Consider the following 20,045-nt stretch of genomic DNA (forward strand, 5'->3'; position numbering starts at 1 on the left):
CGCTCCCCGGCGCGGAATCAAGGGCGTCAGCCCGCCGCGCCTCGCCGGGCCGCCCCCCGGCACGGCGACTTGGCTGCCACAACTGCATAGCCTGGAAGTTTTACGGATCTGGCTGCCATAAAGCACGATAGCTCACAGCACGGATCGCCGCACCGCGGCCCGACGCAGCGCGGCTTCGCGCCCAATGACCAACGGCAGAAAGGTCCCGCAAAGCAGACGCCAGCCCTCCACCTGCACCCAGACGATCGGTCCCGCCCCGCCATCCATCACGCCCGCCCCGCCGCGCCCGAAAGCATCACCGGGTCCACGCCAAGGGCGCGCAGGGCGGCCTCCCATTGGGCGGGGGGCGGGGTGTCGAAGACCAGCGCGGCGGTGGCGTCCACGCTCAGCCAGCCATTGGCCAGCATCTCGGCCTCAAGCTGTCCGGGCGCCCAGCCGGCATAGCCCAGCATCATATGCGCCTGGGCCGGGCCGCGCCCGTGCAGCATGTCCTGCAGGATATCCACCGTCCCCGTCATGGCGATATCCGGGGTCACGCGCAGTGTGGCCCCGCCGCAGCTGTAGTCCGGCGAATGCAGCACGAAGCCCCGCCCGTGTTCCACCGGGCCGCCGAAATGCACCGGGGCGTCGGGGGCATGCTGGTTGCCGTTTTCGGCCAGCAGGTCCAGATGCTCCAGCAGCGCGGGCAGGCGCAGGTCCGGCAGGGGTTTGTTGAGGATCAGCCCCATGGCGCCGTCCTCGGAATGGGCGCAGATGCAGACCACGCTGCGGGAAAAGCGCATGTCCTCCATCCCAGGCATGGCGACCAGCAGCTTGCCGGTCAGATCAAGGGGGGCGTCGGCGGGGGGCGTGGTTTCGGTCATGCGCCAAGGATGCCGCAGCCGCGCGCCGTTGCCAAGCCACAGTCTTGTGCCGCCACCGGCAGGTTGGCCCGGTGCTGCGCGGGCAGGCGGTGCATGCGTGCCACAGCCGCCAAAGCTATCCGAAACGTGACTTCCCTTCCGGGGGCGGTTTCTGATGATGGCCGCATGACGAGTCGGACACACCCCCCGCTGCGCCTGGTGGCGCTTTCCCTGAGTTTTGGCGCGTGGCTTCTGGCGCTGGTGCTGCCAGCCTGGGCGCAGGGCGTGCGCCCGTCCGAGGTGGTCGAGGCCCAGTTGCGCCCGGGCTGGAGCATGACCGATGGCACCCATGTGGCCGCGCTGCATCTGCGCCTGGCCGATGGCTGGATGACCTATTGGCGGGTTCCGGGCGATGGCGGGCTGGCGCTGCGCATGGACTGGTCCGGGTCCAGCAATATCTCGGGCGTGACAAAGCACTGGCCCAGTCCGCGCACCTTTGTGCGCAACGGGATCACCAATATCGGCTATGAGGACGAACTGGTCCTGCCGATTGTGCTGACCCCGGGCACGCGCGGGCAGCCCATGCATCTGCGGGCGGATGTCACCCTTGGTGTGTGCCGTGATATCTGCATCCCCGTGGACATGCAGATTAAGGGCGATTTCGCAGGCGGCGCAGGGGTGCCGGACCCGGTGATCCAGGGCGCCATGACCGCCGGCCCGCGCCCGGCGCGCGACATGGGCCTGTCGGCGCTGCGGTGCACGCTGGAACCTGACGCCAAGAACCGGATGCGCCTGCGGGTGGAACTGGAGATGCCCCGCATCGGCAGTGATGAGCGCGTGATTCTGGAACCCGGCAACCCGGCGCTGCGGGTGCGCCATGGGGAAAATGCGCGCGAGGGGGGGCTGCTGCGTGCAGAGGCCCTGGTCCTGGCGCGCGATCGTCAGCACCCGGTGATGGTGGATCGGTCCTCGCTGCGGGTGACGGTGCTGAGCGATGGCGCCGTGGTCGAACACCGCGGCTGCGATCCCGCCTGAGTTCTCTGCGCAACTGCCTTGGACTTCTGCCTTGGACTTCGGAGGGGGAGTGGGTATCCTGCGAGGCAGTGTAACGTGTAATGACCGGGGTAATGACATGGCATATGACAAGGACCCTTCGGTCAACGTGCTGGGCGGCGCGCTGGAGCCCTGTTCGACCGATCCCATGACCGGGTTCTTTCGCAATGGTGCCTGCGATACCTGCGCCGAAGATCAGGGCAGCCATACGGTCTGCGCCGTGATGACCGCCGAATTTCTGGCCTATTCCAAGTATCTGGGCAATGATCTGTCCACGCCACGGCCGGAACTCGCCTTTCCGGGGCTCAAGCCCGGCGATCACTGGTGCCTCTGTGCGGCACGGTTCCTGCAGGCCGATCACGAAGGGGTGGCGCCCAGGGTGCGGCTGGAGGCCACCCACCGGCGCGCGCTGGAGATCGTGCCGCTGGAGCTGCTGAAGGCGCATGTCGTCGAATAGCCCTGTGCGGCGGGGGCGGCGGCGCCCGGGCCGCTGGCGCTAATCCACCAGCGCCGGTCCGGCCAGGGACCAGACCTTGCGCATCACGGTGGGCAGGCCCTGCGGGTCGAACTCCTGGCGGGCGATGAACCCGCCGCGTTCGGGCTGCGCAGCCGGGGGCACCCGTGCCACCTGAACCTGCAGCCGCAGATGAAAATGCGTGAACGTGTGGCGCACCTCGGCTTCCAGAGTGTGCCAGTCGGCCTCCAGCGGCGGGGCGGGGCGGGGTGTTTCCTCCCAGGCGCTGCCGGGCCAGCCCAGCATCCCGCCCAGCAGCCCCCGGGCGGGGCGGCGTTCCAGCAGCAGGGCGCCGTCATGGCGCCGGGCCACATGGACGATCCCGCGGCGCAGGGGTTTGGCGGGTTTGGGCGTCTTGCGCGGCAGGGTCGCGGCAATCCCCGAGGCCCGGGCCGCGCAGAACGCCATCACCGGACAGATGCCGCAGGCGGGGCTGCGCGGGGTGCAGATGGTGGCGCCAAGGTCCATCACCGCCTGGGCGTGGTCCCCGGGGCGCTGCAGCGGGGTCAGCGCGGCGGCCAGTTCCGTCAGCGCGGGCTTGGCGGCGGGCAGCGGCGTTTCCACCGCAAACAGCCGCGCCATGACCCGTTCGACATTGCCGTCCAGTACCGCTTCGGGGCGGTCAAAGGCGATGGCGGCAATGGCGGCGGCGGTATAGGGGCCGATGCCGGGCAGCCTCTGCAATTCGGCGCGGGTATCGGGGAAACCGCCGCGCGCGGCCACTTCACGGGCGCATTTCAGCAGGTTGCGCGCCCGGGCGTAATAGCCCAGCCCGGCCCAGGCGGCCATGACATCGTCATCCGCGGCTGCGGCCAGGGCCTGGACCGTTGGCCAGCGGGCAGTGAAGGCATGGAAATAGCCTTTCACCGCCGCCACGGTGGTCTGTTGCAGCATCACCTCGGACAGCCAGACGCGATACGGGTCCGGCCGCTGCGCCACGCCGGGGGGCACGCGCCAGGGCAAGGCGCGCGCGTGGCGATCATACCACGCCATCAGCCGCCCGGCGATCTGCGCGGGCACGGGGCCTGTGGCAGTGCTGTCACGCATTCTTGAGCCTTTTGTTTCCCTCACGGTGCCGCGGCCTCTGGCGCCCGGCGGTTCAGCCCTTACAATAACGCCCATGATGACCGCGACCAGACCCTGCGCATGACCGATACCTTCGGCAGCCGGCCGCCAGGCCCCGGAAAGCGCCCCGTCCGCCGGGGACGCGGGTTCGAACCTGCGGCGGGTCTGTTGCGCACCCCCTTGCGCAAGATCAGCGAATCGCGCGGTTTTGCCGTCGCCCGCCTGCTGACCCACTGGCCCGAGATCGTCGGCGAAGACACCGCCCGCCTGTGCCGCCCCGTCCGCGTGAGCTACGCGCGCAAGGGGATGGGCGCCACGCTCAGCCTGCTGGTGCCGGGGGCGCAGGCGCCGCTGGTCGAAATGCAGAAGGACCGCATCCGTGAGCGGGTGAACGCCTGCTACGGGTATAACGCCATTGCCCGCATCGCCCTGACCCAGACCGCGCCCACCGGTTTTGCCGAAGGGCAGACGCCCTTTGCCCATGCCCCGGGCGCCGGGCAGGCCCCGGAACCCCAGTTCACTGCGCAACTGCAGGCAAGGGCGCAGGGTGTCGCGGCGGATGTGGGCGATGAAACCCTGCGCAGCGCCCTGGAAAAGCTGGCGCTGAATGTGCTGGCCGCACGCAATCGATCGAAAGGACACTGAGATGCTGACCAAGATGATCCCCGCCGCTCTGGCCGTTGTTGCGGTTGCAGGTGGCGCCTGGTGGTTCACACGCCCTGATCCGCAGGCCGCGGCAACCACCGCGTTGCCCGCCGTGGGCGCCGCCAGCGCCGACACCGGCGCCGCTGACCTGCCCAAGGTCCCCGAGATCACCCTGGGCAACCCCGATGCCAGCGTCACGGTGATCGAATATGCCTCGTTCACCTGCCCCCATTGCGCGAATTTCCACCTTGGTCCCTTCCAGCAGATCAAGGAGAATTTCATCGAGACCGGGCAGATCCAGTTCATCACGCGCGAGGTGTTCTTTGACCGCTATGGCCTTTGGGCGGCCATGGTCGCGCGCTGTGGCGGCACCGAAAGCTATCATGGCATCGCCGGGCTGATCTATGAGACCCAGCAGGAGTGGACCTCGGGACAGACCGAGGCCGCAATCGCCGAGAACCTCCGCCGGATCGGTCGCCAGGCCGGGCTCAACAATGATGAGATCAACGCCTGCCTGGGCGACCGGGACATGGCGCTGGCGCTGACCGCCACCTATCAGGCCAATGCCGAGGCCGACGACATCCGCGCCACCCCGACCTTCATGATCAACGGCCAGCAGTTTTCGAACATGCCCTATTCGGAATTCGAAGCCGTGCTGACCGATCTGCTGGAGAACTGACACCGGGGGTGGCTTCGCTCTGCGTGTATCAATGCGTTAACGAGTTGTGCGTAATCCTGTGGTCTGATCCTTCGACGGTCGGGGTTCTGCCCGGTCGGCATCGCTGTGGGCCATCGCTCTATGACGCATGACACCGAACACAGACTCAGGTTCCAGACGCTTGTCGTGGCGCTGCTGAACGATCTGCTACGCGCCGAACCCGATGCGCTGGACCGGACGATCGATGCGACCCTGGGACAGCTGGGTGAGGCCTGCGGTTCGGACCGGACCTATGTGTTCCAGATCAGGGCGCCGGATTTTCTGGACAACACCCATGAATGGGTGGCGCCCGGCACCGAACCCATGATCGACCAGTTGCAGGGGCTGGATGCGGCCATGCTTGGCGGGTGGCGCAAGACCTTTGAGGAAGCGCAGGTCATCTACATCCCCGATGTGGCGCAGATGGACCCCGATGACCCCATCCGCCCCACGCTGGAACTGCAGGACATCAAGTCATTGCTGGCGGTGCCCATGTCCCATGGCGGGCGGTTCGTGGGCTTCGTGGGCTTTGACGCGGTGCGCGCCCATCGCAGCTTTGCCGAGGATGAGGTGCTGCTGCTGCGCTCGGTCGCGGACATGATCACCACTGTGCTCCAGCGCCGCGCGGCCCTGGATGAGGTTGCCCGCGCCGAAAGCCGTGCGCGCAGCGTGGAAACCCATCTGCAGGCAACGCTGGACGCCATGCCGGACATGGTTCTGGAACTGGACGCCGATGGCGTGTTCCGTGATGCACATTGCGGGGCGCCGGATAACTTCCCCGCCGATGTCACTGATTTTCTGGAAAATTCGATCGAAGAGGCGCTGCACCCCCGGCGCGCTGCCTTGTTGCGCAGGGTCATGGCCGATGTTGACCAAAGGGGCCGCAGCCTGGGTCATTTCTTTCGCTGGGACGGGCGGGATGGCACGCCCGGCTGGTACGAGATATCGGCCGCACGGCGTGAGGTCGGGCATGCCACCGAACGGCCGGGCTATGTCCTGGTGGTGCGCAATGTCACCGGGCGCACGAATGCCGAACGCGAAGCCCGCCGCCGCAGAACGATGCTGGATGCGATGTTTCAGCGCTCGCCCGTTGCCATCACATTGATCGATCTGAAGAATGATGGCGAAATCCTGGATGTGAATGATTCGCTGCTGACGGAAAGCGGCTATACGCGCGCGCAGGTTCTGGGCCAATGCGCGCTGGATCTGGTCACGCCCGAGCATCGCGGGATGGCCGAAACGGCATTGGCAGATCTGACCGCTGTCGGTGCCTTTGGGCCGCTGACCCTGAACTACCGCCGCGCCGATGGCACGCCGATGCCGATTTCCATCCGGGGTGTCGGCTATGATGACAATGACGGCCGCCTTCTGGGCTGGCTGTTTGCCGCCGATCTGACCGAGCAACTGGAGTATGAGGCGGCGCTGGCCCGCAAGACCGCCGAGGCCGTTCGCGCGCGTGAGCAACTGGTCAATGCGGTCGAATCCCTGCCCGATGGCTTCACCTATTTCGATGCCGATCACCGTCTGGTGGTCTGCAACGAAAGCCAGCGCCGCATCATACCCGGCACGGAGCATGTCTATGAAGCGGGCCGCAGCTTTGAGGAGGTGCTGCGCGCGCTGATCGCCACGGGGCAGTTGCTGGATGCCGCAGGGCGCGAGGAAACCTATGTCGCCGAATCCCTTGCCACCCTGAAATCCGATCGCAGCGAAAGCGAGCTGCAACTGCGTGACGGGCGCTGGTTCCGCCAGCTTCGGTTGCGCACCCCGGATGGCGGGCTGGTCAGCATGCGCAGCGACATCACCGCGCTGAAGACCGCCCGCCAGCGCCTGGAGGCCATCATCGAAGGGGCCGAGGTCGGCACCTGGGAATGGGATCTGGCCAGTGGCCTGAATACGATCAACGCGCGCTGGGCCGAGATGCTGGGCTATGCACTGCATGAACTGACGCCCATGCATATCGACCACTGGCGCACGCTGGTCCATGAAGGGGACCTGCAGGCCGCCAGCCGACAACTGGATCAGGTCTTTGCCGGCACCCGGACGCAATTTGCCTATCGCATGCGGTTGCGCCACAAGGACGGCCATTGGGTCTGGATCCTGTCCAAGGGCAGGGTCTCGCGGGTTGACAGTAAGGGCCGTGCCCTGGCGATGGCAGGGATCCATCTGGATATCACCCGCGAACACCTTCAGTCCAAGGAACTGGCGCGCAAGAATGCCGAGCTGAAGGAGGCGATGAACCGCCACCTGCGCGCCGAGAAGCGGTTCTTCGACATTGAATCGGTTAGCTCGGACTGGTTCTGGGAAATGGACCCGGACCTGCGGTTTGTCTATCTCTCGCCCAGTCTGGAAAAGATCACCGGGTTGCAGATCATCGACCAGATCGGCAAGACCATTGCGGAACGGCTGGCTGAGGTGCCCGCCGCGCGCGAAAGCGGCGACTGGGCAAAGGTGATGGGCGCGCTGGATCAGCGCCAGTCGTTCCGTGACTTTGTCTACAGCGTGCCCGGGCCAGACGGGCGGCGCATCTGGCTGCGCCTGAGCGGCAGTCCGTGGTTCGACGAGGAAGGCCGTTTCGGGGGCTACCGCGGGGTGGGCTCGGACGTGACCGCGATCTATGAGGCCAAGCAGAAGGCCGAGCAGGCGAACCAGGCCAAGTCGGCCTTTCTTGCCAATATGAGCCATGAAATCCGGACCCCCCTGAACGGCATCCTCGGCATGGCCGAGCTCCTGTCCGAGGAGCTGGATGACCCCTGGCAGGCCGAAATGCTGGGCACCATCCGCGAGTCCGGTCGCAGCCTGCTGCGAATCCTCAACGATCTTCTGGACATGGCCAAGATCGAGGCGGGCAAGATGACCCTGTCACCGGCACGGTTTGAGCCGCGCCAGACTGTCCGGAAGATCGTGACCACCTATCAGGAGCTGGCGCGTCGGAAGGGGCTGGAGTTCGAGGTCGTCATGTCTCCGGAATGCGCCGCGCCGCGGCTGGGCGATGAGCTGCGCGTCCAGCAGATCCTGCACAACCTGCTGAGCAATGCGATCAAGTTCACCGAAACCGGCCATGTCGTGCTGAACGTATCGGCACAGAGTGACGGGCCGCTGCGCATATCCGTGCGCGACAGTGGCATCGGCATGAGCACCGAGGCGCTTGAGCGGGTTTTCGCGCCGTTCGAACAGGCCGATGGCACCACCACGCGGCGTTTCGGGGGCACCGGGCTGGGCATGTCCATCGTCCAGCATCTGGTTGATGTCATGGCCGGCACGCTTGACGTAGCCAGCCGGGAAGGGAAGGGAACATGCGTAAGCGTGACCCTGCCGCTGCCGCTCTGCGCGCAGGCGCCAGTGGAGGCAGCCGAAAGCCCGGAACCGCCGGGCAGCTTGCCGCTGGCGGGGCTGGTGCTGCTGGCTGCGGATGACAATGCCACCAACCGGATGTTGCTGGAGGTGATGCTGACCCGTGCGGGCGCGCGCGCATTGATCCTGCCCGATGGTCAGGCGGCGCTGGAGGCATGGTCCGAGGAACCGGAGCGCTATGACCTCTTGTTGCTGGATATCTCGATGCCGCGTATGGACGGGGTCACGGCCCTGCAATGCATCCGGGCCGAAGCCCGCGCGCGCAGCCTGCCACGCCCCGGCGCCGTGGCCATAACCGCCAATGCCATGCGCGACCAGATTGACGAGATCCACGCGGCCGGGTTCGATACCCATGTCGCCAAGCCTTTTCAGGCCGCGGAACTGATCCGCGAGGTCACGCGCCTGACCCTTCAGGCGCAGGCGATGGATCGGTAGGGTCCCGGCGATCCAGAGGCGGGTATGGCCCGCGGCTGAAGGGGGTGGCGGCTTGGGGGGCATCGAGCCCCCACGCGCCGCCGCTGCCGCGCGCCCATGGTTGGCCGCTTGTCATTGATCGGTGGCGGGATCACGGGCGCATTGAGCCTTGCGACCGGCCCTCGGGGGCGGCGGCGTCGCGTGCTGCGCCTTGAAACGCCGGGCCTGGGGGCTTGTGCGGCTGGACATGGGCTTCTGTTCACACTGCAGTTGGGTGCGTGGTGTTGCTTGTAGTTTGGCCGGACAGGGGGCTGCACTGCCGGGGCGGTGGGGCGCGCATTGGCTTCTGTTCCGGGCCTGAGCCTGAAGCGTTGGGACAGATTTGCGTGGGCAGTTCCGTTCGCATGTCATGGTGCGCCGCGCCCGCCATGCGGGAGGCTTGCTTGGCGGGCAGTGTGGCCTCAGCGGCCCAGCTCGCGCACACCGCGGCTGATCCCGTCCAGGGTCATGGGAACCATACGGCCTTCGAATATCTGCTGGATCATCTGCAGGGACTGGGTGTGGGGCCAGAAGCGTTCCGGCGTGGGGTTGATCCACAGGTGGTCCGGCCATTGGGCGCGGGCGCGTTGCAGCCAGACCTCGCCCGACTCCTCGTTCCAGTGTTCATTGGCGCCGCCGGCAAAGGCGACCTCATAGGGGGACATGGTGGCGTCGCCCACGAAGATGCATTTCCAGTCCGACCCGTAACTGCGCAGCAGATCCCAGGTGGATTGGCGTTCGGTCCATCGCCGCGCGTTGTTGCGCCAGACGAATTCATAGAGGCAATTGTGGAAGTAGTAATGTTCCAGATGCTTGAATTCGGCGCGGGCGGCGCTGAAGAGTTCCTCGACCGCGTGGACATGCGGGTCCATCGACCCGCCGATGTCCAGCAGCAGCAGCACCTTGACCGCGTTGCGCCGTTCGGGGCGGGTGCGCACGTCCAGCCAGCCCTGTTCGGCGGTGGCGCGGATGGTGCCGTCCAGATCCAGCTCTTCCTCGGCGCCGTCGCGGGCCCATTTGCGCAGTTGTTTCAGGGCCACCTTGATGTTGCGGGTGCCCAGTTCGCGGGTGTCGTCCAGATCGCGGAATTCGCGCTTGTCCCAGACCTTGACCGCGCGCTGGTGGCGGCTCTTGTCCTGGCCGATGCGCACGCCTTCGGGGTTGTAGCCATAGGCGCCAAAGGGCGAGGTGCCGGCGGTGCCGATCCATTTGTTGCCGCCCTGGTGGCGGCCCTTCTGGTCCTCCAGGCGCTGTTTCAGCGTCTCCATCAGCTTGTCGAACCCGCCCAGCGCCTCGATCTCGGCCTTTTCGGCCTCGCTGAGGTGCTTTTCGGCCTGCTTCTCCAGCCAGTCGCGCGGCAGGTCGATGGCGCCCAGCACCTGTTCGGCGCTGATCGCCTCCAGCCCGGCAAAGGCGGCGGCAAAGGCGCGGTCGAAGCGGTCGATGTGGCGTTCGTCCTTTACCATGGCGGTGCGGGCCAGGTAGTAGAAGCCCTCGCTGTCATAGGTGACCAGCCCCGCCTGCATCCCCTCCAGAAACCCGAGGTATTCGCGCAGGCTGACCGGAACGCCATGGCTGCGCAGCTGATCGAAGAAGGGCAGGAACATGGGCTAGAACGACCATTCTATGGCGATGGTCAGCGCAAGCCCGACCAGACCGCCGATGATGCCGTAGACGGCGCCGAACTGCAGTTTGTCCAGGGTCTTGCCCTCCATGCGGCTGGCCTGGCGCACGCCCAGCGCGACCCCCAGCAAAACTCCGAGTATGACGATCATGATCGCTCCATGTCTGACTTTTCGTTATGCGCGCCCCTAGCGCAGGGCGGCGATTTCGGCGATGCGGCTGTCCAGCGCATCCGGCCGGCCAAAGCCCCAGGCCGCCAGCGGAATGCTGTTGCGGCGCAGGGCGTCGGCCTCGGCCTGGCGGCCCAGGCGTTGCAGGGCTTCGGCGCGCAGCAGCATCAATGTGGCCTGAAGGGCGGCGTTTTCGGTGCGGCGCGCGGGGTCCATGGCGCGGCCGGTCAGGGTCAGCACCAGGCTGTTCTGGCCTGCGGCCAGCGCCTGTGTGGCCATGTGCATGTCCATATGGGCGGCGTGAACCTCGCCCCCCGGCAGGGTGTGATAGATCGCCTGCGCGCGCATCAGGGCGGCCAGCGCGGTTTCGCCGGCGCTGGCGGGGGCGAAGCGGGCCACCAGATAGAGGCTGAAGGCCATGCGCGCGTCCTCCCACCCGCGGGCCGAGGCGATGGCCAGCGCCGTGGTGGCCGCGCCCTGCCGCGCTGCGCGGTTGCCGCCACGCCCCAATGCGGTTTCCACCGCGTTGACCCAGGCGCGGGGCGAACGGTCGGGCAGGGTGCCGGAGAATGCACGCTCTCCGCGGGGGTTCTTGCGTGCAAGGATCGCGGGCAGGCGTTCGGCCACCTGGGCCTGTGTCATGCCGCTGCGCAGCTCCGGCGCGGTCCAGACCCGCAGGACCAGCATGTCGAAGCCGGTCAGGACGGTCTGGAAATTGTCATCGTTGAACACCGAATCCTGCAGGCGATACAGGTCATTGAGCGGCCCCATCGCCTGAGCGATTTCCTCATGCAGGCAATCGCGGATTTCCTGCGGCGTGGTGTCCGAGGGGATGAACACGCCCACGCGGGTGCGTTCGATCACCCGGGTCCAGTCCAGCGTATCGCTGCGGCGTGCGGCGCGGAATTCGGACCAGTCGCTGACATTGGGCACCACGAAACAGGCGGCTTGCGGCACTTCGCGGCGCAACTGGCGTCCGGGGACAAATTCGACGGTGATCTGCGCGGGCGCGCGGCCGGTGCGGCGGATGTCGATCCCGGCTTCGGTGCGGATGCGCGCAAGCAGGCGGTCGGTTTCCTCTACGGCGCCGCGGGGCACCTCGCCGGTCAGGGCCAGGGCCACCGGCCCTTCGAAGCGTGAAAACCGCGGAATCTCGCGCCCGCTTTCCAGAAAGAAGCCCAGCTCCAGGATATCATGGGCGATTTCGGTGTTGCTGCGCGCGGGGGCATAGGGGCGGGGGCTGTCGAAGCGGGGTGCGGGGATGGCGGCATTGACGGCGGGTTGCAGCCGCTCGCCCACATCCGGGGCCGGGGCGCAGGCGGCGAGCACCGGCAGCAGCGCCGCCAGAGCGGATGCGCGCAGCGCCCGCCCGCGCCGGGGTGCATTGCGCCGAATGTCATGCGATACCTGCGTGGTCATACCCATGGCCTAGCGCGGATCAGGTGATCCCGGCAACGGGAAACCGCGTGATGTGGCGCTTGCAGGGGGAATGTTACCGCCCCCCGCGCCGCGCCATGAAGGCCAGGCGTTCGAACAGATGCACGTCCTGTTCGTTCTTCAGCAGCGCCCCGTGCAACTTCGGCAGGGCCGAGGCGCCGTCGTGCTTGAGATCCTCGGGCGACAGGTCCTCGGCCAGCAGCAGCTTCAGCCAGTCCAGCACTTCGGAGGTGGAGGGTTTCTTCTTCAGCCCCGGTGTCTCGCGCAGTTGATAGAATTGCGTCAGCGCCGTGGTCAGCAGCCGGTCCTTGATGTCGGGGAAATGCACGGCGACGATGGATTTCATCGTCTCCAGGTCCGGAAAGCGGATGTAGTGGAAGAAACACCGCCGCAGGAACGCATCCGGCAGGTCCTTTTCGTTGTTCGAGGTGATGATGACCACGGGGCGCCGGCGGGCGCGGATGGTCTCGCCGGTCTCGTAGACGAAGAACTCCATCCGGTCGAGCTCCTGCAACAGGTCATTGGGAAACTCGATATCCGCCTTGTCGATCTCATCGATCAGCAGCACCACGCGGTCCTCGGCCTCGAAGGCCTGCCACAGCTTGCCCTTGCGGATGTAGTTGGAGACGTCCTCGACCCTTGGATCGCCCAGCTGGCTGTCACGCAGGCGTGATACCGCATCATATTCATAAAGCCCCTGCTGGGCGCGGGTGGTGGATTTGACATGCCATTCCAGAATCGGGGCGCGCAGCGAGGCCGCCACCTGGCGGGCCAATTCCGTCTTGCCGGTGCCGGGTTCGCCCTTCACCAGAAGCGGGCGTTCCAGGGTCACGGCGGCGTTGACGGCAACGCTCAGATCGTCGGTGGCCACATAGCGGTCGGTCGAGGTGAAGGTCATGTCGGCTCCAGCATGGTCGGGCAGGTCCACCCGGTTCCGGCGGACCCTAGCGCCGCCGCAGCAGCGCCGCAAGATACGCACAATCGGCAGAAATCCGCGTGACATTGCCGGACCCATCGGCTATTCCCCGCCGCAAGAGCCGGAGGTTACAAGGCCATCATGCACCAGACCAGGATCACCACGACAGGCGAGCAGGGGGAAAGCCAGATGAAGCCCGAAGTTTTTCTGCCGGAAGATTACCGCCCGGCCGAGGACGAGCCCTTCATGAATGACCGACAGCTGGAATATTTCCGCCGCAAGCTGCTTCAATGGAAAGAGGAAATCCTCAACGGCAGCCGCGAAACGCTGGAAGGGCTGGCCAATTCATCGCGCAATATCCCCGATATCGCCGACCGCGCCAGCGAAGAGACCGACCGCGCGCTGGAGCTGCGTACCCGTGACCGCCAGCGCAAGCTGGTGTCCAAGATCGAAGCCGCCCTGCGCCGCATTGACAGTGGTGACTTCGGTTATTGCGAAGTGTCGGGCGAACCGATCTCGCTCAAGCGGCTGGACGCCCGCCCCATCGCCACCATGACGCTGGAGGCGCAGGAACGCCATGAACGCGCGGAACGGGTCCACCGCGACGCCTGACGCGGCACCGGTCTGCATGCGAAGTGAGGGCATCGAAGCGGACCGCTTCGGTGCCTTTTTCTTGGGCATCAGGGGATGAATATGGGCGATCAGAAAGGACATGCGGTCATTGTCGGCGGCGGCATCGCCGGGCTTGCGCTGGCGGTGGCGCTGGCACCGCGCTGGCGGGTGAGCGTGCTGGAACAGGCGCCTGCAGTCCTGGAGGTCGGCGCCGGGTTGCAGATCAGCCCCAATGGCGCGGTGGTCTTGCGCGCGCTGGGGCTGGGGGATGCGCTGGAGCGGGCAGGGATGGCGGCGCAGGCGGTGGTGCTGCGGGACGGGCGGCGTGGTGCGCAGGTGCTGCGCATGGTCCTGCCCGGCGGGGGCGCGGGGTTCCACCTGCTGCACCGCGCCGATCTGGTGGCGCTGCTGGAAGGCGCCGCCCGCCGCGCGGGGGGGGATTTGCGGCTGAACGCGCAGGTGGCCGCGGTGGCGGTCGAAGGCCCGCACCTTACGCTGGCGCTGACCAACGGCGAGACCATGGCGCCGGACCTGCTGGTGGGGGCTGACGGGCTCCATTCCGTCCTGCGTGAGGCCATCGCCGGGGTGGGGCAGCCGTTCTTTACCGGGCAGGTCGCCTGGCGCGCGCTGATCCCCGGTGACCCGCAGGACCCGGCGCAGGCGCAGGTCTTCATGGGCCCGGGGCGCCATCTGGTGAGCTATCCGCTGCGCGGCGGGGCGCTGCGCAATATCGTGGCGGTGGAGGAACGCCGCAACTGGGCCGAAGAGGGCTGGAACCTGCGCGATGACCCGGCGCATATGCGCGCCGCCTTCGCACGATTCGGCGGGCCGGTGCCCGGCTGGCTGGCGCAGGTGGAGGCGCCCTACCTTTGGGGTCTGTTCCGCCATGAGGTCGCGGCCAACTGGTTCTCCGGCCGGGCCGTGCTGCTGGGCGATGCCGCGCATCCCACGCTGCCCTTTCTGGCGCAGGGGGCGAACATGGCGCTGGAGGATGCCTGGGTTCTGGCCGCGCAACTGTCCCGCCACACGGATGTTTCCCGTGCCCTGGCCGCCTATCAGACCGCCCGCGCCGACCGGGTGCGCCGGATCGTGGCGGCGGCCAATGCCAATGCGCGCAACTACCACCTGCGCGCGCCCCTGCGCCAGATCGCGCATCTGGCCCTGCGGCTGGGCGGGGCCGTGGCGCCGCAGGCGCCGGTGCGGCGGTTTGACTGGCTGTGGGGCCATGACGTGACCCGGGACCACCCGCTGCGCTGATGCACAGGCCGCAGCGGTGCATCGCCCCGTTCCTGTAACCGGCTGCATCGGGGCGCCTTCGCTCTGGACAAACCGGCGCGCTTCCTGTTCCTTTCGGAAAATCTGCCGCGGCACCTGCGCGCGCGTGGAACAGAATTCGCCTTGCGGAAAGGGGTCGCCAAACCATGTTCAGCCAGCCCGCGCCGGAACTCTCGCCGCTGGTGTCGGATGAGGTGCGCAAGACCACCTGCTACATGTGCGCCTGCCGCTGCGGGATCAACGTGCACCTGAAGGGCGGCAAGGTGTCCTATATCGAGGGCAACCGCGACCACCCCGTCAACAAGGGCGTGCTCTGCGCCAAGGGCAGCGCGGGGATCATGCAGCACCTCTCGCCCGCGCGTCTGCGCGCGCCGCTGAAGCGGGTGGGCCCACGCGGCTCGGGCCAGTTTCAGGAGATCTCGTGGGAGGAGGCGCTGCAGCTTGCCACCGACTGGCTGCGCCCTCTGCGCGACACCGCGCCCCAGAAGCTGGCCTTCTTCACCGGGCGCGACCAGTCGCAAAGTTTCACCGGCTGGTGGGCGCAGGCCTTCGGCACGCCCAACTGGGCCGCCCATGGCGGGTTCTGTTCCGTCAACATGGCGGCGGCGGGGATCTACACCATGGGTGGGGCGTTCTGGGAATTCGGCCAGCCGGATTGGGACCGCACGAAGCTCTTCATGCTTTTCGGCGTGGCCGAGGATCACGACAGCAACCCCATCAAGATGGGGATCGGGCGGCTGAAGGCGCGCGGGGCACGGGTGATCGGGGTGAATCCGGTGCGCTCGGGCTACAATGCCGTGGCCGATGACTGGGTGGGGATCACGCCGGGCACCGACGGGCTGTTCATCCTGGCGCTGGTGCATGAGTTGCTGCGCGCGGGCAAGGTCGATCTGGCCTATCTGATCCGCTACACCGACGCGCCGTTTCTGGTGAATGCCACCGATGGCCCGGAAAAGGGCCTGTTCCTGCGCGATGCGGCCGGCACACCGCTTGTGCGGGACCGCGCCACCGGCCAGGCCATGGCCTGGGATGCGCCGGGCGTGCAGCCGGACCTGGCCCAGGGCATCACCCGTGACGGCGTCGAACATCTGCCCGTCTTCCGCCACCTGGCCGCGCGCTACCTGGACCCGGCCCACGCGCCCGAGGCCGTGGCCGAACGCTGCGGCATCCCCGCCACCCGCATCCGCGCCATCGCCGCCGAAATCGCCCGCGTGGCCTTTGACGAGGAAATCACCATCGACCGCCCCTGGACCGACTTCCGCGGCCAGCGGCATGACAAGATGACCGGCCGCCCCGTGGCCTTTCATGCCATGCGCGGGCTTTCGGCCCATTCCAACGGTTTCCAGACCACCCGCGCCCTGCACATGCTGCAGATCCTGCTCGGCTCGGTCGAGGTTCCGGGCGGCTTCCGCTTCAAGCCGCCCTATCCCAAACCTGCCACCGCACATCCGCGCCCCCATGGCCGCGCCACCCCCGGCCAGCCGCTCGATGGCCCGCATCTGGGCTATCCCCAGGGGCCGGATGACCTGTTGCTGGATGACGCCGGGACGGCGATCAGGATCGACAAGGCCTTCACCTGGGACAACCCGCTCTCGGCCCATGGGCTGATGCATATGGTGATCTCGAACGCCCATGCGGGCGATCCCTACCGGATCGACACGCTGTTTCTCTATATGGCGAACATGGCGTGGAACTCCTCCATGAACACCACCCAGGTGATGGAGATGCTGACCGACACCGATGACAACGGCGACTACGTCATCCCGCGCATCATCTATTCCGATGCCTATAGCTCGGAAATGGTGGCCTTTGCCGATCTGGTGCTGCCCGATACCACCTATCTGGAACGCCATGACTGCATCAGCCTGCTGGACCGCCCCATATGCGAGGCCGAGGCCCTGGCCGACAGCATCCGCTGGCCGGTGGTGGCGCCTGACCGTGACGTGCGCCCCTTTCAGTCGGTGCTGCTGGACCTGGGCCACCGGCTGGGCTTGCCCGGCATGGTGCGCGAGGATGGCACGCCCCAATACGCCGATTACGCCGATTACATGGTGAACCATCAGCGCCGCCCCGGGATCGGCCCGCTGGCCGGCTGGCGCGAGGCTGGCGGGAGTGCCACCGGCCGCGGCGCCCCCAACTCCGCGCAACTGGACCGCTATATCGAAAACGGCGGCTTCTTCATCGACCATATCCCGGAAGCGGCGCAGTTCTTCAAACCCTGGAACGCCGCCTATCAGGACTGGGCCGTGGCGCGCGGGCTCTATGATGCGCCCCAACCCTATGTGCTGCACCTGTGGTGCGAACCCCTGCGCCGGTTCCAGCTGGCCGCCGAAGGCCACGGGCCCCGCCAGCCCCCCGAACACCTGCGCGACCGGCTGCGCGCCACCATGGACCCGCTGCCGCTCTGGTATCCGACCTTTACCGATGCCGAAACCGACCCTGCGGACTATCCGCTGCACGCCCTGACCCAGCGCCCCATGGCCCATTACCACAGCTGGGGCAGCCAGAACCCCTGGCTGCGCCAGATCCATGGCCTGGCCCCGCTGTTCGTGGCGGGCGATGTCTGGACGGAACACGGCTTTGCCGAAGGAGACTGGGCCGTGCTGACATCTCCGCACGGGCGGATCACGCTGCCGGTGGCGCGGATGGATGCGCTCAACCCGCGCACGGTCTGGACATGGAACGCCATTGCCAAGCGCCGGGGCGCCTGGGCGCTGGACCCCGCCGCGCCCGAGGCCACCCGTTCCAGCCTGCTCAACCACCTGATCCATGAGTTGCTGCCGCCCAGGGGCGACGGGCTGCGCTGGGCCAATTCCGATCCGATCACCGGCCAGGCCGCCTGGTATGACCTGCGCGTGCGGATCGAAAAGGCGCCCGCCGGACAGCAGGTCAGCTATCCCGCCCATCCGGCGCAAAGCTCTCCGGTCGGGCGCGGGCCGCAGGATATTGCCCTGTCATCCACCGATTGAAAGGGGGACCTGTGGAATGCGTTACGCACTGTTTCATTTCCTGATGCGGATCAAGCGGCCCTTCATGGCCTCGGCCCGGCGCAAGCGCATGGCCGAGTTCGCGCGCCGCATGCAGATTTCCGGGGGTGAGCGGATCATCGATCTGGGCGGGACGCCGGGCTTCTGGGACGATGCGCCGGTATCGCTGGACCTGACGATCGTGAACCTGCCGGGGTTCAACCCGCCCGAACCCGGCCCGTCGCATCACCGGATCACGCTGCTGGACGGGGATGCCTGCGATCTGGCCGCCTTTGCGGACCAGAGCTTCGATATCGCCTTTTCCAACAGCGTGATCGAACATGTCGGCGATCTGGAGCGGCGCCAATCCATGGCCGGGGAGGTGCGCCGCCTTGCCCCCGCATACTGGGTGCAGACACCGGCGATCTGGTTTCCCGTTGAGGCGCATACGATGATGCCCTTCTGGTGGTTCTATCCGGAATGGCTGCAGCGCGCGCTGATCCGGCGCTGGCGGCGCAAGCTTCCGGCCTGGACCGAAATGGTGGAAACCACAACGATCGTCAGCCGCGGTGAAATGGTCCGCAGCTTTCCCGATGCTGCGCTCTGGACCGAATGGAAGCTGGGCTTCCCCAAAAGCTATGTGGCCTACAAGCGCGGCGCCATGGCAGACCCGCACGCAGCCGAAGGGGCCTGAGACATGACAACATTGCCTGCCAGCACCAGCCGCAAGCTTGGCCTTGTCATCGATCTTGATACCTGCGTGGGCTGCCATGCCTGCGTGATCTCCTGCAAAGGCTGGAACACCGAACACTACGGGGCGCCGCTGTCGGACAGGGATGCCTACGGCGCGCAACCCGAGGGCACCTTCCTCAACCGTGTCCACAGCTTCGAAGTCACCCGCAAGGATGCGCCCCCCATGGTGGTGCATTTCCCCAGGTCCTGCCTGCATTGTGACGATGCACCCTGCGTCACCGTCTGCCCCACGGGCGCCAGCTACAAACGGGTCGAAGACGGGATCGTGCTGGTCAACGAGGATGCCTGCATCGGCTGCGGTCTTTGCGCCTGGGCCTGTCCCTATGGCGCGCGCGAGATGGACGCGGATGCCGGTGTGATGAAGAAGTGCACCCTGTGCGTGGACCGGATCTATAACGAAAACCTGCCCGAAGTGGACCGCGAGCCCGCCTGCGTCCGGACCTGTCCCGCCGGTGCGCGGCATTTCGGCGATCTGGGCGACCCGCAAAGCGCGGTCAGCCAACTGGTCGCCGAACGCGGCGGCATGGATCTTATGCCCGAACAGGGGACCGCCCCGGTTAACAAATACCTGCCGCCCCGTCCGCGGGACCAGTTGGGCGCCGCAGGGGCGCAGGCCCCGGACCTGGCCGCGCTTTGTGATCCCTCGACCGATGGTGCCAGCGGCTTTCTGGGCTGGCTGGACCGCGCACTGGAAAGGCTCTGAATGCATCCGGCACCGTCTCTGATCTTCTTTACCGTGGTGTCCGGGCTGGGCTTCGGATTGCTGGCCTGGCTGGGGCTGGGCGTGGTGCGCCCCACGGGCTGGGCGGCCTTCTGGTGGTTCGGGCTGGGCTATGGGCTGGCGGGGGCGGGGCTGCTGGCCTCGGCCTTTCATCTGGGGCACCCGGAACGCATGCTGCTGGCCTTCACGCAATGGCGGTCAAGCTGGCTCTCGCGCGAGGCGGTGCTGGCGCTGGCCACGCTGGCGGTGATGGCGCCCCATGCGGCGGGGGCGGTGTTCTGGAGCAATCCATTGCCGGGCTTCGGGCTGGTGGCGGCGGTGCTGGCGCTGGCGACGGTGGGGGCGACCTCGATGATCTATGCGCAGCTGCGCAGCGTGCCGCGCTGGCATCACTGGAGCGTGCCGGTCCTGTTTGTGCTGGCCGCGCTGGCCGGGGGGGCGCTGCTGGCGGGGCAGGGGCGCGCAGGGCTGTGGCTGCTGCTGGCACTGGCGGTGGTGATGGTGGCGCATTGGCAGATCGGGGACAGGCGGTTTCGCGGCTCGGGGAGTGATGCGGGAACGGCCACGGGGCTGGGTGGCCTGGGCGCGGTGCGCCTGCTGGAGCCACCGCATACGGGCAGCAACTATCTGTTGCGCGAAATGGTGCATGTGGTTGGCCGGCGCCATGCGCACAAGCTGCGCCTGATCGCGCTGCCCCTTGCAGCATTGCTGCCGGCAATCCTGATGCTTCTGGCCCCGTCCTGGCCGCCCATGCTGGTGCTTGCAGTGTTGCTGCATCTGGCGGGAATGGTCGTGGCGCGGTGGCTGTTCTTTGCCGAGGCCGAGCATGTTGTGGGGCTCTATTACGGGCGGCGGTGACGGGCAGGATGCGTGGCAGGGGGGCTGTCTGCCCCCCGCCGCCCGTCCCGGGCGCCTCCCCCCGAGGATATTTTTCAAGGGTGAAACAGCCGGT

General features: G+C 67.2%; 17 protein-coding genes. 11 read left to right on the forward strand and 6 right to left on the reverse strand.

Translation table 11 applies throughout. The features are described from left to right. Positions 1 to 266: 266 nt before the first annotated feature. A complete protein-coding gene (locus HUK65_RS03480; RefSeq protein ID WP_179904743.1) occupies positions 267 to 863 on the reverse strand; it encodes a YqgE/AlgH family protein in 597 nt (198 codons plus the stop codon). 165 nt (positions 864 to 1,028) lie between these two features. Between HUK65_RS03480 and HUK65_RS03485 the strand changes: the two genes are divergently transcribed. Both HUK65_RS03485 and HUK65_RS03490 read left to right on the forward strand, forming a co-directional pair. Next, positions 1,029 to 1,877: a protein-disulfide reductase DsbD domain-containing protein gene (locus HUK65_RS03485; protein ID WP_179904744.1), complete on the forward strand. Its 849-nt coding sequence runs from the start codon at positions 1,029 to 1,031 to the stop codon at positions 1,875 to 1,877. A 97-nt stretch (positions 1,878 to 1,974) separates the two neighbouring features. After that, complete coding sequence (locus HUK65_RS03490; protein WP_179904745.1) at positions 1,975 to 2,352, forward strand: DUF2237 family protein; 378 nt, start codon at positions 1,975 to 1,977, stop codon at positions 2,350 to 2,352. Between the two features lie 39 nt (positions 2,353 to 2,391). On the opposite strand, the gene mutY is transcribed toward HUK65_RS03490, so the two are convergent. Next, positions 2,392 to 3,456 carry an A/G-specific adenine glycosylase gene (gene mutY / locus HUK65_RS03495; protein WP_179904746.1) on the reverse strand — a complete coding sequence of 355 codons (1,065 nt, stop codon included), beginning with the start codon at positions 3,454 to 3,456 and terminating at the stop codon, positions 2,392 to 2,394. Positions 3,457 to 3,555: 99 nt separating this feature from the next. Between mutY and HUK65_RS03500 the strand changes: the two genes are divergently transcribed. The 3 genes from HUK65_RS03500 to HUK65_RS03510 all read left to right on the forward strand — a co-directional run bounded on the left by HUK65_RS03500 (position 3,556) and on the right by HUK65_RS03510 (position 8,602). Next, complete coding sequence (locus HUK65_RS03500) at positions 3,556 to 4,119, forward strand: DUF721 domain-containing protein (RefSeq protein ID WP_179904747.1); 564 nt, start codon at positions 3,556 to 3,558, stop codon at positions 4,117 to 4,119. A 1-nt stretch (position 4,120) separates the two neighbouring features. Next, positions 4,121 to 4,798 carry a DsbA family protein gene (locus HUK65_RS03505; protein WP_179904748.1) on the forward strand — a complete coding sequence of 226 codons (678 nt, stop codon included), beginning with the start codon at positions 4,121 to 4,123 and terminating at the stop codon, positions 4,796 to 4,798. Between the two features lie 120 nt (positions 4,799 to 4,918). Then, positions 4,919 to 8,602 (forward strand): PAS domain S-box protein, encoded by a 3,684-nt coding sequence (locus HUK65_RS03510; RefSeq protein WP_179904749.1) that lies wholly within the window; start codon positions 4,919 to 4,921, stop codon positions 8,600 to 8,602. Between the two features lie 440 nt (positions 8,603 to 9,042). Here the strand turns inward: HUK65_RS03510 and HUK65_RS03515 are convergent, their stop codons facing one another. From HUK65_RS03515 to HUK65_RS03530, 4 genes are all read right to left on the reverse strand, one after another. Then, positions 9,043 to 10,227 carry a vWA domain-containing protein gene (locus HUK65_RS03515; protein ID WP_179904750.1) on the reverse strand — a complete coding sequence of 395 codons (1,185 nt, stop codon included), beginning with the start codon at positions 10,225 to 10,227 and terminating at the stop codon, positions 9,043 to 9,045. 3 nt (positions 10,228 to 10,230) lie between these two features. Beyond that, positions 10,231 to 10,395, reverse strand: coding sequence for a hypothetical protein (locus HUK65_RS03520; RefSeq protein WP_179904751.1), 165 nt, complete (start codon positions 10,393 to 10,395; stop codon positions 10,231 to 10,233). 36 nt (positions 10,396 to 10,431) lie between these two features. Then, complete coding sequence (locus HUK65_RS03525) at positions 10,432 to 11,832, reverse strand: DUF2927 domain-containing protein (RefSeq protein WP_179904752.1); 1,401 nt, start codon at positions 11,830 to 11,832, stop codon at positions 10,432 to 10,434. A gap of 73 nt (positions 11,833 to 11,905) precedes the next feature. Further along, on the reverse strand, positions 11,906 to 12,748 hold the full coding sequence (locus HUK65_RS03530) for an AAA family ATPase (protein ID WP_179904753.1): 843 nt from the start codon (positions 12,746 to 12,748) through the stop codon (positions 11,906 to 11,908). Between the two features lie 207 nt (positions 12,749 to 12,955). Between HUK65_RS03530 and dksA the strand changes: the two genes are divergently transcribed. From dksA to HUK65_RS03560, 6 genes are all read left to right on the forward strand, one after another. Continuing rightward, positions 12,956 to 13,378 (forward strand): RNA polymerase-binding protein DksA, encoded by a 423-nt coding sequence (gene dksA, locus HUK65_RS03535; RefSeq protein WP_179904826.1) that lies wholly within the window; start codon positions 12,956 to 12,958, stop codon positions 13,376 to 13,378. Positions 13,379 to 13,459: 81 nt separating this feature from the next. Then, the gene (locus tag HUK65_RS03540; protein ID WP_179904754.1) at positions 13,460 to 14,635 is read left to right on the forward strand and encodes an FAD-dependent monooxygenase; all 1,176 of its coding nucleotides are present in this window, start codon (positions 13,460 to 13,462) and stop codon (positions 14,633 to 14,635) included. Between the two features lie 164 nt (positions 14,636 to 14,799). Beyond that, on the forward strand, positions 14,800 to 17,622 hold the full coding sequence (locus HUK65_RS03545; protein ID WP_179904755.1) for a molybdopterin oxidoreductase family protein: 2,823 nt from the start codon (positions 14,800 to 14,802) through the stop codon (positions 17,620 to 17,622). 16 nt (positions 17,623 to 17,638) lie between these two features. Further along, positions 17,639 to 18,313 (forward strand): class I SAM-dependent methyltransferase, encoded by a 675-nt coding sequence (locus HUK65_RS03550; protein ID WP_179904756.1) that lies wholly within the window; start codon positions 17,639 to 17,641, stop codon positions 18,311 to 18,313. Positions 18,314 to 18,316: 3 nt separating this feature from the next. Beyond that, a complete protein-coding gene (locus HUK65_RS03555) occupies positions 18,317 to 19,075 on the forward strand; it encodes a 4Fe-4S dicluster domain-containing protein (RefSeq protein WP_179904757.1) in 759 nt (252 codons plus the stop codon). After that, positions 19,076 to 19,951: a dimethyl sulfoxide reductase anchor subunit family protein gene (locus HUK65_RS03560; protein ID WP_179904758.1), complete on the forward strand. Its 876-nt coding sequence runs from the start codon at positions 19,076 to 19,078 to the stop codon at positions 19,949 to 19,951. Positions 19,952 to 20,045: the final 94 nt, after the last annotated feature.

The sequence above is a fragment of the Rhabdonatronobacter sediminivivens genome, assembly GCF_013415485.1.
GTDB lineage: Bacteria > Pseudomonadota > Alphaproteobacteria > Rhodobacterales > Rhodobacteraceae > Rhabdonatronobacter > Rhabdonatronobacter sediminivivens.

Bases quoted from the DNA above. Each gene is read 5' to 3' on its own strand.
- HUK65_RS03480 (WP_179904743.1), bottom strand. From the start codon at position 863: ATGACCGAAACCACGCCCCCCGCCGACGCCCCCCTTGATCTGACCGGC.
- HUK65_RS03485 (WP_179904744.1), top strand. From the start codon at position 1,029: ATGACGAGTCGGACACACCCCCCGCTGCGCCTGGTGGCGCTTTCCCTG.
- HUK65_RS03490 (WP_179904745.1), top strand. From the start codon at position 1,975: ATGGCATATGACAAGGACCCTTCGGTCAACGTGCTGGGCGGCGCGCTG.
- mutY (WP_179904746.1), bottom strand. From the start codon at position 3,456: ATGCGTGACAGCACTGCCACAGGCCCCGTGCCCGCGCAGATCGCCGGG.
- HUK65_RS03500 (WP_179904747.1), top strand. From the start codon at position 3,556: ATGACCGATACCTTCGGCAGCCGGCCGCCAGGCCCCGGAAAGCGCCCC.
- HUK65_RS03505 (WP_179904748.1), top strand. From the start codon at position 4,121: ATGCTGACCAAGATGATCCCCGCCGCTCTGGCCGTTGTTGCGGTTGCA.
- HUK65_RS03510 (WP_179904749.1), top strand. From the start codon at position 4,919: ATGACGCATGACACCGAACACAGACTCAGGTTCCAGACGCTTGTCGTG.
- HUK65_RS03515 (WP_179904750.1), bottom strand. From the start codon at position 10,227: ATGTTCCTGCCCTTCTTCGATCAGCTGCGCAGCCATGGCGTTCCGGTC.
- HUK65_RS03520 (WP_179904751.1), bottom strand. From the start codon at position 10,395: ATGATCGTCATACTCGGAGTTTTGCTGGGGGTCGCGCTGGGCGTGCGC.
- HUK65_RS03525 (WP_179904752.1), bottom strand. From the start codon at position 11,832: ATGACCACGCAGGTATCGCATGACATTCGGCGCAATGCACCCCGGCGC.
- HUK65_RS03530 (WP_179904753.1), bottom strand. From the start codon at position 12,748: ATGACCTTCACCTCGACCGACCGCTATGTGGCCACCGACGATCTGAGC.
- dksA (WP_179904826.1), top strand. From the start codon at position 12,956: ATGAAGCCCGAAGTTTTTCTGCCGGAAGATTACCGCCCGGCCGAGGAC.
- HUK65_RS03540 (WP_179904754.1), top strand. From the start codon at position 13,460: ATGGGCGATCAGAAAGGACATGCGGTCATTGTCGGCGGCGGCATCGCC.
- HUK65_RS03545 (WP_179904755.1), top strand. From the start codon at position 14,800: ATGTTCAGCCAGCCCGCGCCGGAACTCTCGCCGCTGGTGTCGGATGAG.
- HUK65_RS03550 (WP_179904756.1), top strand. From the start codon at position 17,639: ATGCGTTACGCACTGTTTCATTTCCTGATGCGGATCAAGCGGCCCTTC.
- HUK65_RS03555 (WP_179904757.1), top strand. From the start codon at position 18,317: ATGACAACATTGCCTGCCAGCACCAGCCGCAAGCTTGGCCTTGTCATC.
- HUK65_RS03560 (WP_179904758.1), top strand. From the start codon at position 19,076: ATGCATCCGGCACCGTCTCTGATCTTCTTTACCGTGGTGTCCGGGCTG.